18 protein-coding genes are annotated in these 9,273 nt (G+C 40.9%); all 18 read right to left on the reverse strand.

The window, feature by feature from the left end; translation table 11 throughout:
- Nucleotides 1-9: 9 nt before the first annotated feature.
- The 18 genes from rplF to tuf all read right to left on the reverse strand — a co-directional run bounded on the left by rplF (nucleotide 10) and on the right by tuf (nucleotide 9,183).
- On the reverse strand, nucleotides 10-549 hold the full coding sequence (gene rplF, locus COO03_RS20515) for a 50S ribosomal protein L6 (RefSeq protein ID WP_003194369.1): 540 nt from the start codon (nucleotides 547-549) through the stop codon (nucleotides 10-12).
- A gap of 32 nt (nucleotides 550-581) precedes the next feature.
- On the reverse strand, nucleotides 582-980 hold the full coding sequence (rpsH, locus tag COO03_RS20520) for a 30S ribosomal protein S8 (protein WP_000245511.1): 399 nt from the start codon (nucleotides 978-980) through the stop codon (nucleotides 582-584).
- Nucleotides 981-1,009: 29 nt separating this feature from the next.
- Nucleotides 1,010-1,195, reverse strand: coding sequence for a 30S ribosomal protein S14 (rpsN, locus tag COO03_RS20525; RefSeq protein ID WP_001085700.1), 186 nt, complete (start codon nucleotides 1,193-1,195; stop codon nucleotides 1,010-1,012).
- 33 nt (nucleotides 1,196-1,228) lie between these two features.
- Nucleotides 1,229-1,768 carry a 50S ribosomal protein L5 gene (gene rplE / locus COO03_RS20530; RefSeq protein ID WP_097898928.1) on the reverse strand — a complete coding sequence of 180 codons (540 nt, stop codon included), beginning with the start codon at nucleotides 1,766-1,768 and terminating at the stop codon, nucleotides 1,229-1,231.
- Nucleotides 1,769-1,794: 26 nt separating this feature from the next.
- Nucleotides 1,795-2,106: a 50S ribosomal protein L24 gene (gene rplX / locus COO03_RS20535; RefSeq protein ID WP_017150133.1), complete on the reverse strand. Its 312-nt coding sequence runs from the start codon at nucleotides 2,104-2,106 to the stop codon at nucleotides 1,795-1,797.
- Between the two features lie 38 nt (nucleotides 2,107-2,144).
- Nucleotides 2,145-2,513 (reverse strand): 50S ribosomal protein L14, encoded by a 369-nt coding sequence (rplN, locus tag COO03_RS20540; RefSeq protein ID WP_061129083.1) that lies wholly within the window; start codon nucleotides 2,511-2,513, stop codon nucleotides 2,145-2,147.
- A gap of 43 nt (nucleotides 2,514-2,556) precedes the next feature.
- The gene (gene rpsQ / locus COO03_RS20545; protein WP_011983253.1) at nucleotides 2,557-2,820 is read right to left on the reverse strand and encodes a 30S ribosomal protein S17; all 264 of its coding nucleotides are present in this window, start codon (nucleotides 2,818-2,820) and stop codon (nucleotides 2,557-2,559) included.
- Nucleotides 2,821-2,840: 20 nt separating this feature from the next.
- Nucleotides 2,841-3,041: a 50S ribosomal protein L29 gene (gene rpmC, locus COO03_RS20550; protein ID WP_000855718.1), complete on the reverse strand. Its 201-nt coding sequence runs from the start codon at nucleotides 3,039-3,041 to the stop codon at nucleotides 2,841-2,843.
- Complete coding sequence (rplP, locus tag COO03_RS20555; protein ID WP_097898929.1) at nucleotides 3,031-3,465, reverse strand: 50S ribosomal protein L16; 435 nt, start codon at nucleotides 3,463-3,465, stop codon at nucleotides 3,031-3,033. The genes rpmC and rplP overlap by 11 nt, the downstream gene beginning before the upstream one ends.
- A gap of 1 nt (nucleotide 3,466) precedes the next feature.
- Nucleotides 3,467-4,126 carry a 30S ribosomal protein S3 gene (gene rpsC, locus COO03_RS20560; RefSeq protein WP_097898930.1) on the reverse strand — a complete coding sequence of 220 codons (660 nt, stop codon included), beginning with the start codon at nucleotides 4,124-4,126 and terminating at the stop codon, nucleotides 3,467-3,469.
- Between the two features lie 3 nt (nucleotides 4,127-4,129).
- Complete coding sequence (gene rplV / locus COO03_RS20565; RefSeq protein WP_097898931.1) at nucleotides 4,130-4,471, reverse strand: 50S ribosomal protein L22; 342 nt, start codon at nucleotides 4,469-4,471, stop codon at nucleotides 4,130-4,132.
- Between the two features lie 17 nt (nucleotides 4,472-4,488).
- On the reverse strand, nucleotides 4,489-4,767 hold the full coding sequence (gene rpsS, locus COO03_RS20570; RefSeq protein ID WP_000124454.1) for a 30S ribosomal protein S19: 279 nt from the start codon (nucleotides 4,765-4,767) through the stop codon (nucleotides 4,489-4,491).
- A gap of 60 nt (nucleotides 4,768-4,827) precedes the next feature.
- Nucleotides 4,828-5,658, reverse strand: a complete 831-nt coding sequence (gene rplB, locus COO03_RS20575; RefSeq protein ID WP_097898932.1) for a 50S ribosomal protein L2 — start codon at nucleotides 5,656-5,658, stop codon at nucleotides 4,828-4,830.
- Between the two features lie 28 nt (nucleotides 5,659-5,686).
- A complete protein-coding gene (gene rplW / locus COO03_RS20580; RefSeq protein WP_097898933.1) occupies nucleotides 5,687-5,977 on the reverse strand; it encodes a 50S ribosomal protein L23 in 291 nt (96 codons plus the stop codon).
- Nucleotides 5,977-6,600, reverse strand: a complete 624-nt coding sequence (gene rplD, locus COO03_RS20585; RefSeq protein ID WP_097898934.1) for a 50S ribosomal protein L4 — start codon at nucleotides 6,598-6,600, stop codon at nucleotides 5,977-5,979. The genes rplW and rplD overlap by 1 nt, the downstream gene beginning before the upstream one ends.
- 25 nt (nucleotides 6,601-6,625) lie before the next feature.
- A complete protein-coding gene (rplC, locus tag COO03_RS20590) occupies nucleotides 6,626-7,258 on the reverse strand; it encodes a 50S ribosomal protein L3 (RefSeq protein ID WP_097898935.1) in 633 nt (210 codons plus the stop codon).
- A 34-nt stretch (nucleotides 7,259-7,292) separates the two neighbouring features.
- Nucleotides 7,293-7,601 (reverse strand): 30S ribosomal protein S10, encoded by a 309-nt coding sequence (rpsJ, locus tag COO03_RS20595; protein WP_001040596.1) that lies wholly within the window; start codon nucleotides 7,599-7,601, stop codon nucleotides 7,293-7,295.
- 394 nt (nucleotides 7,602-7,995) lie between these two features.
- Nucleotides 7,996-9,183, reverse strand: coding sequence for an elongation factor Tu (gene tuf / locus COO03_RS20600; protein ID WP_097898936.1), 1,188 nt, complete (start codon nucleotides 9,181-9,183; stop codon nucleotides 7,996-7,998).
- Nucleotides 9,184-9,273 lie beyond the last annotated feature (90 nt).

Consider the following 9,273-nt stretch of genomic DNA (forward strand, 5'->3'; position numbering starts at 1 on the left):
CTAACGGGTTTACTTAGCAGTTTTACCTTCTTTACGACGAACAACTTCGCCTTCGTAACGAATACCTTTGCCTTTATATGGCTCTGGAGCACGTACAGCACGGATGTTAGCAGCAAATTCGCCAACACGTTGCTTGTCGATACCTTTAATTACGATTTTAGTTGGTGCAGGTACTTCAACTTCAAGTCCTGCTTCCGGAGTCATTTCTACTGGATGAGAATAACCTACGCTTAATACAAGTTTATCACCTTGTTTTTGAGCACGGTAACCAACACCGACTAATTCAAGTCCGCGTGCGAAACCTGTAGTTACACCTTCAACCATGTTTCCGATTAAAGCACGAGTTGTACCGTGTAATGCACGGTGTTCCTTCTGTTCAGATGGACGCTCAACTGTTAGTGTATTTTCTTCAATTTTGATAGACATATCAGCATTGAAAGTACGAGTTAATTCACCTTTAGGGCCTTTTACTGTTACAGTATTGTCTTCTGCAACTGTGATAGTAACACCTGCAGGGATTTCAAGAATCTTTTTACCAATACGAGACATGTGGTCACACCTCCGTTCGTTTTAAATATATATTACCAAACGTATGCTACTACTTCTCCACCAGTTTGTAATTGACGAGCATCTTTGTCTGTCATTACTCCCTTAGATGTAGAAACAAGAGCGATACCTAATCCGTTAAGTACACGTGGTACTTCGTCAGCTTTAGCGTAAACGCGTAAGCCAGGTTTACTGATACGTTTTAATCCAGTGATTACACGTTCATTGTTTGCACCATATTTCAGGAAAATACGAAGGATACCTTGTTTGTTATCCTCGATGTATTCTACATCACGAATGAAACCTTCACGTTTTAAAAGTTCAGCGATCTCTTTTTTGATTTTAGAAGCAGGAACCTCTAATTTCTCATGACGTACCATGTTCGCATTACGGATGCGAGTAAGCATATCTGCAATTGGATCTGTCATCACCATGTGTTTTACCTCCTTCCCATTTGTGGGTTTTACCAACTAGCTTTTTTAACACCAGGAATTTGACCTTTATATGCAAGTTCACGGAAACAAATACGGCAAAGTTTAAATTTGCGGTATACAGAATGCGGACGACCGCAGCGTTCGCAACGTGTATACTCTTGTACTTTAAACTTAGGAGTACGCTTTTGTTTCGCAATCATAGATTTTTTAGCCACGTTTTCGCCTCCTCTACTTAGCGTTGGCTTCCATTATTTTTGGAATGGCATACCGAATTGTGTTAAAAGTTCACGAGCTTCTTCATCAGTTTTCGCTGTAGTAACGATTACGATGTCCATACCGCGGACTTTGCTTACTTTATCATAATCAATCTCAGGGAAGATAAGTTGCTCTTTAACACCTAACGTATAGTTACCACGACCATCAAAAGATTTCTTAGATACACCACGGAAATCACGTACACGTGGTAAAGAAACAGCTACTAATTTGTCGAAGAACTCATACATTTGCTCACCGCGTAAAGTAACTTTCGCACCGATAGGCATACCTTCACGAAGACGGAAACCTGCGATAGATTTCTTCGCGCGAGTGATAACAGGTTTTTGACCTGTGATTTGAGTTAATTCCTCTACAGCATTGTCTAATGCTTTAGAGTTTGCTACCGCATCACCAACACCAGTGTTGATAACGATCTTTTCGATCTTCGGTACTTGCATTACAGATTTATAGTTAAACTTGCTCACTAGAGCAGGAGTAATTTCCTTTTGGAACTTCTCTTTAAGGCGATTCAATGAAGTGACCTCCTTTCTTAAGAAAATTATTTATCTAATAATTCACCAGATTTTTTTGCAATACGAACTTTTTTACCATCTTCCACTTTGAAGCCTACGCGAGTAGGTTCACCTGTTTTCGGATCTAATGGCATAACATTAGATACGTGAATAGGTGCTTCTTTCGTGATGATTCCACCTTGTGGATTTAATTGAGATGGCTTAGAGTGTTTCTTTACGATGTTAACACCCTCAACGATAACACGGTTTTCTTTTGGGAAAGCTACTAGGATAACACCTTGTTTTCCTTTGTCTTTACCAGTGATTACCTGTACTTTATCACCTTTTTTTACATGCATCTTAATTCTGCACCTCCTTAGCAAGGCAATACCTTAAATTATAGAACTTCTGGAGCTAAAGAAACGATCTTCATGAAATTGCTATCACGTAATTCACGAGCTACTGGTCCGAAGATACGAGTACCACGTGGGCTCTTATCGTCTTTAATGATAACCGCTGCGTTTTCATCAAATTTAATGTAAGAACCGTCCGTACGACGAGCTCCGCTCTTCGTACGTACCACTACTGCTTTAACAACGTCACCTTTTTTAACAACGCCACCTGGTGTTGCTTGTTTTACCGTAGCAACGATAATATCACCGATGTTAGCATATTTACGACCAGAGCCGCCTAATACTTTAATTGTTAAAAGTTCACGTGCACCAGAGTTGTCAGCAACTTTCAAACGAGATTCTTGTTGGATCATGTTATGAAACCTCCCTTCGGACTAAAAATTCCGATTCGTCTATTTAGATAATAACCGCTTCTTCAACGATTTCAACTAAACGGAAACGCTTAGTAGCAGAAAGCGGGCGAGTTTCCATGATTTTAACGATATCGCCAACTTTTGCTTGGTTTTGCTCATCATGCGCTTTGTACTTCTTAGAATACTTAACGCGTTTTCCGTACAAGGAATGAGTTTTGTAAGTTTCAACTAAAACTGTAATCGTTTTGTCCATTTTGTCAGATACAACACGACCAGTATAAACTTTGCGTTGGTTACGTTCGCTCACTTTGCAAACCTCCCCTCAATTTATCGATTAATTCCGATCTCTCTTTCACGAACTACAGTTTTCATACGAGCGATTGCTTTACGCACTTCACGAATGCGAGTTGGATTCTCTAATTGTCCTGTAGCAAGTTGGAAGCGAAGATTAAACAACTCTTCCTTTAAAGCTTTAACTTTTGTTTCGATTTCGGCAGTGGTTAATTCACGAATATCATTAGTTTTCATTAGATTCACCACCATTTTCTTCACGTTTTACGAATTTACATTTCACTGGTAATTTGTGAGCTGCAAGACGTAATGCTTCGCGTGCTACCTCTTCAGATACACCCGCGATTTCGAACATAATTTTCCCAGGTTTTACTACTGCTACCCAGCCTTCTGGTGCCCCTTTACCGGAACCCATACGTACTTCAAGAGGTTTTGCAGTGTAAGGTTTAGAAGGGAAAATTTTAATCCATACTTTACCGCCACGTTTCATATAACGAGTCATTGCACGACGAGCTGCTTCGATTTGACGGTTAGTGATCCATGAAGCGTTTTGCGCTTGAAGACCGAATTCACCGAAAGCAATTTCAGCTCCACCTTTTGCACGACCACGCATTTTACCACGATGCTCTCTACGATATTTTACGCGTTTAGGCATTAACATATTATTTTCCTCCTTCCTCAGAAGCTTTCTTTTTTGTAGGAAGGACTTCTCCACGGTAGATCCATACTTTTACGCCTAATTTACCGTATGTTGTATCAGCTTCAACTGCTGCATAGTCAATATCAGCGCGAAGTGTATGAAGTGGAACAGTTCCTTCACTGTAAGATTCTGCACGAGCGATATCAGCTCCGCCAAGACGACCAGAAACCTGTGTTTTGATACCTTTAGCTCCTGCACGCATAGCACGTTGAATTACTTGCTTCTGTGCACGACGGAAAGATACACGGTTTTCTAATTGACGAGCGATGTTTTCCCCTACTAATTTAGCGTTAAGATCAGCTCTCTTAACTTCTAAAATGTTGATGTGTACACGCTTGCCTGTAAGTTGGTTAAGAGCTTTACGAAGTGCTTCAACTTCAGTACCACCTTTACCAATTACCATACCAGGTTTTGCAGTGTGAATTGTAACATTTACACGATTTGCTGCACGTTCGATTTCTACTTTAGCAACAGCAGAATCTTTTAAGCGAGCTGTGATGTATTCACGGATTTTGATGTCTTCATGTAAAAGTGTAGCGTAATCTTTTTCAGCGAACCAACGAGATTCCCAGTCACGAATAACACCGACACGAAGACCAATTGGATTAACCTTCTGACCCATCGATTATCCCTCCTTTTTTTCTGATACCACAACTGTAATGTGGCTTGTGCGTTTGTTAATTTGGCTTGCACGACCCATTGCACGTGGACGGAAACGTTTTAACGTAGGACCTTCGTCAACGAAAACTGTTTCAACAACTAGGTTGTTAACATCCATTTCATAATTATGTTCTGCATTTGCGATTGCAGATTTTAAAACTTTCTCTACAACTGGAGAAGCAGTTTTTGGTGTGTGGTTAAGGATAGCAATCGCTTCACCCACTTGCTTACCTCGGATTAAGTCTACTACTAAACGAACTTTACGAGGGGCAATACGAACTGTTCTCGCTACTGCTTTAGCTTGCATTGAAATGCCTCCTCTCATTATCTTCTAGTTTTCTTATCGTCAGCAAGGTGACCTTTGTACGTACGAGTTGGTGCGAATTCACCTAACTTATGGCCAACCATATCCTCAGTGATGTACACAGGTACGTGTTTACGACCGTCATATACAGCAATTGTATGACCGATGAACTGAGGGAAGATTGTTGAACGGCGAGACCAAGTTTTAACAACTTGTTTTTGCTCAGATGCAACTAATTTTTCCATTTTACTCATTAAGTGATCATCGACAAATGGTCCTTTTTTTAAGCTACGAGCCATTTTGGTGCCTCCCTTCGTGATTGGCGTACGGTTCTAGAAATGAACCGTACTACAATCCCATTATTTTTTACGACGACGAACGATAAATTTATCAGACGCTTTATTTTTCTTACGAGTCTTGAATCCAAGAGTTGGTTTACCCCATGGAGACATTGGAGACTTACGTCCGATTGGTGAGCGACCTTCACCACCACCGTGTGGGTGATCAACTGGGTTCATTACAGAACCACGAACAGTTGGGCGCTTGCCTAACCAGCGAGAGCGACCTGCTTTACCGATTTTGATAAGTTCATGTTGTTCGTTACCTACTTGACCTACTGTAGCACGACAAGCAGATAATACTAGACGTACTTCACCAGAAGTTAAACGTACAAGTACGTATTTTCCTTCTTTACCAAGTACTTGAGCAGAAGTTCCTGCAGAACGAACTAATTGTCCGCCGCGTCCAGGCTTAAGCTCGATATTATGAACAACAGTACCTACTGGAATGTTGATTAATGGTAATGCGTTACCGATTTTAATGTCAGCATCAGCGCCAGACATAATTTCCATACCTACTTCTAAGTTCTTAGGAGCAAGAATGTAACGTTTTTCACCGTCAACGTAGTTAATTAATGCGATATTCGCAGAGCGGTTTGGATCGTATTCGATCGTAGCAACGCGTCCTGGAATTCCATCTTTGTTACGTTTGAAGTCGATGATACGGTATTGACGCTTATGTCCGCCACCTTGGTGACGTACAGTGATTTTACCTTGGTTATTACGACCAGCCTTTTTGCTTAAAGGCGCAAGTAAAGATTTTTCCGGTCTGTCAGTCGTAATTTCAGCGAAATCATTCGTTGTCATGTTACGACGACCATTAGTAGTTGGATTATACTTTTTAATTGCCATCTCAATTTCCCTCCTTCTTTAGTAAGAATTAAACGCCTTGGAAGATTTCGATTTCTTTGCTGTCAGCAGTTAGCTTAACGATTGCTTTACGACGACGGTTAGTAAAACCAGCGTGACGACCAACGCGTTTTGCTTTCGGCTTGTAGTTCATGATGTTCACTTTTTCTACTTTAACACCAAAGATCGCTTCTACAGCATCTTTAACTTCTGTTTTATTAGATTTAACGTCCACATCGAACGTGTATTTTTTTTCAGCCATCATTTCCATAGAACGTTCAGTGATAACTGGGCGCTTAATGATATCACGAGGATCTCTCATTATGCAAGCACCTCCTCTACTTTTTCCACTGCCGCTTTTGTCATGATTAGCTTATCATGATGAAGCACGTCTAAAACGTTTACGCCATCAGCAGTGATTACTGTTACTCCAGGAATATTGCGAGCAGATAACTCTACAGATTCGTTTGCATCAGCAGTTACGATAAGAGCTTTCTTTTCAACAGTTAATCCTTTAAGTACTGCTACCATGTCTTTTGTTTTTGGTGCATTTAACACTAGGTCTTCAAGAACTACAATGTTGTTCTCTACTACTTTAGTAGCTAATGCAGATTTAATAGCTAAGCGACGAACTTTCTTAGGAAGTTTGTAAGCATAGCTTCTTGGTGTAGGTCCGAATACCGTACCACCACCACGCCATTGAGGAGAGCGGATAGAACCTTGACGAGCACGTCCAGTTCCTTTTTGACGCCATGGTTTACGACCTCCACCGCGCACTTCAGAGCGAGTTTTTACTTTGTGTGTACCTTGACGTAAAGACGCACGTTGCATCATTACAGCTTCAAAAAGTACAGCTTCATTTGGTTCGATACCGAAAATAGCTTCAGCTAATTCGATTTCACCAACCTGTGAACCAGTTTGGTTATATAAAGTAACTTTTGGCATTGGAATTCCTCCTTCCTATTGTGAATTATTTGCTAGCCTTCACAGCGCCTTGAACAACTACAAGAGATTTCTTAGCACCTGGAACGTTACCTTTTACTAACAATAAGTTGCGCTCAGCGTCAACTTGAACGATTTCTAAGTTTTGAACCGTAACTTGGTCTCCACCCATACGTCCAGCAAGTTTTTTGCCTTTGAATACGCGGTTCGGAGCAACTGGGCCCATTGAACCTGGACGACGGTGATAACGAGAACCGTGAGACATAGGTCCGCGAGATTGTCCGTGGCGTTTAATAGCACCTTGGAAACCTTTACCTTTAGAAATTCCTGTTACGTCAACGATTTCACCTGCAGTGAAAACTTCAACTTTTACCTCTTGACCAACCTCTAATCCGTCCACGTCTGCATCGCGGATTTCGCGAATGAAGCGCTTAGGAGCAGTAGTTGCTTTAGCAACGTGACCTTGTTCAGGCTTGTTAGCTAATTTTTCACGTTTATCGTCAAATCCTAACTGGATCGCATTGTAGCCATCAGTTTCAGTTGTTTTCTTTTGAAGAACAACGTTTGGAGTTGATTCGATTACTGTTACAGGGATTAGCTCACCGTTTTCAGCAAATACTTGAGTCATACCGATCTTTCTTCCTAAGATTCCTTTGGTCATGAGTTACACCTCCTACATTTTTAAGTTATATAAATTATAGTTTGATTTCGATATCTACACCAGATGGTAAGTCTAAACGCATTAATGAGTCTACTGTTTGTGGAGTAGGGCTCACGATGTCGATTAGACGTTTGTGCGTGCGCATTTCGAATTGCTCACGAGAATCTTTGTACTTATGAACAGCACGAAGAATTGTGTAAACAGTTTTCTCAGTTGGTAATGGGATCGGACCAGAAACTGTTGCCCCAGAACGCTTAGCTGTTTCTACAATTTTCTCAGCTGACTGATCAAGAATACGGTGATCGTAAGCTTTTAAACGGATACGAATTTTTTCTTTTGCCATTATTTTCCCTCCTTCGTTCGCCTATTTCTAAAATAGACCTTCTCCATGGAAATTTCCTCACACCATGCCATGGCAAAGCGGCCGGGTGTGTCAGCAACCTTCCACTTCATCGCAGTCAAAGACCAACATTGTCTATTATACAATGTTATTCGTCTAGATGCAAGCATCTTTTTGTTTGCATCTGCTTTTCTCTACTTTTGCTATTATACATGGCACTTTAAAGAATTTCAAGTTTTCATCTATCGTAATTCTTTTTACAGTTTTTGGATTATCTATTTTTACGATTTATATACTATAGAAGAAACTCATCAAAATTAAAAAAACCTTTCTTCTATATAAATAAACATAAAAAGACCCAAGGGAAAATCCCTTGGGTCTTATATATCAGTTAAGATTACTCAACGATAGTTGCAACTACGCCGTAACCTACTGTACGTCCACCTTCACGAATAGAGAACTTAGTTCCCTCTTCGATTGCGATTGGAGCGATAAGTTCGATAGTCATTTCAACGTTGTCACCAGGCATTACCATTTCAGTACCTTCTGGTAATTGGATGATACCAGTTACGTCAGTTGTACGGAAATAGAATTGCGGACGGTAGTTAGCGAAGAATGGAGTGTGACGTCCACCTTCTTCTTTAGATAATACGAAAACTTCAGCTTTGAATTTAGCGTGAGCTTTTACAGAGCCAGTTTTAGCAAGAACTTGTCCACGTTGGATATCTTCACGAGCAACCCCACGAAGTAAAGCACCGATGTTGTCTCCAGCTTCAGCTTGGTCAAGAAGCTTACGGAACATTTCTACACCAGTTACAGTTGTAGTAGCATTCTCTTCAGCAAGACCGATGATTTCTACTACGTCACCAACTTTAACTACACCGCGCTCTACGCGACCAGTAGCAACTGTACCACGACCTGTGATAGAGAATACATCCTCTACAGGCATTAAGAATGGTTTGTCAGTTTCACGTTCTGGAGTTGGGATGTAAGCATCAACTTCAGCCATTAACTCAACGATTTTAGCTTCCCACTCAGCATCTCCTTGAAGAGCTTTAAGAGCAGAACCTTTAACTACAGGAATGTCGTCGCCTGGGAATCCGTATTCAGATAATAGGTCGCGAACTTCCATTTCTACTAATTCTAATAGTTCTTCGTCGTCTACCATGTCGCATTTGTTTAAGAATACAACGATGTAAGGTACACCTACTTGACGAGAAAGAAGGATGTGCTCACGTGTTTGAGGCATTGGGCCATCAGCAGCAGATACTACTAAGATACCGCCGTCCATTTGAGCAGCACCAGTGATCATGTTTTTAACATAGTCAGCATGTCCTGGGCAGTCAACGTGTGCATAGTGACGAGTTTCAGTTTCGTACTCAACGTGTGCAGTTGAGATTGTGATACCGCGCTCTCTTTCTTCTGGAGCAGCATCGATTTGGTCGTATCCGCGTGCTTCAGCACCACCAGCTTTTGCAAGAACTGTAGTGATCGCAGCAGTTAATGTAGTTTTACCATGGTCAACGTGGCCAATTGTACCGATGTTAACATGGGGTTTAGAACGTTCGAATTTAGCTTTAGCCATTCTAAATTCCTCCTTAGTTTATATAGGTTATTTTATATTTAGACTAGAAAGCGAGACTTAAGCCTCACTTTCTAAGCTTACATAAGTAGT

This window comes from Bacillus sp. AFS098217, assembly GCF_002551815.1.
In the GTDB taxonomy this organism is placed as follows: domain Bacteria; phylum Bacillota; class Bacilli; order Bacillales; family Bacillaceae_G; genus Bacillus_A.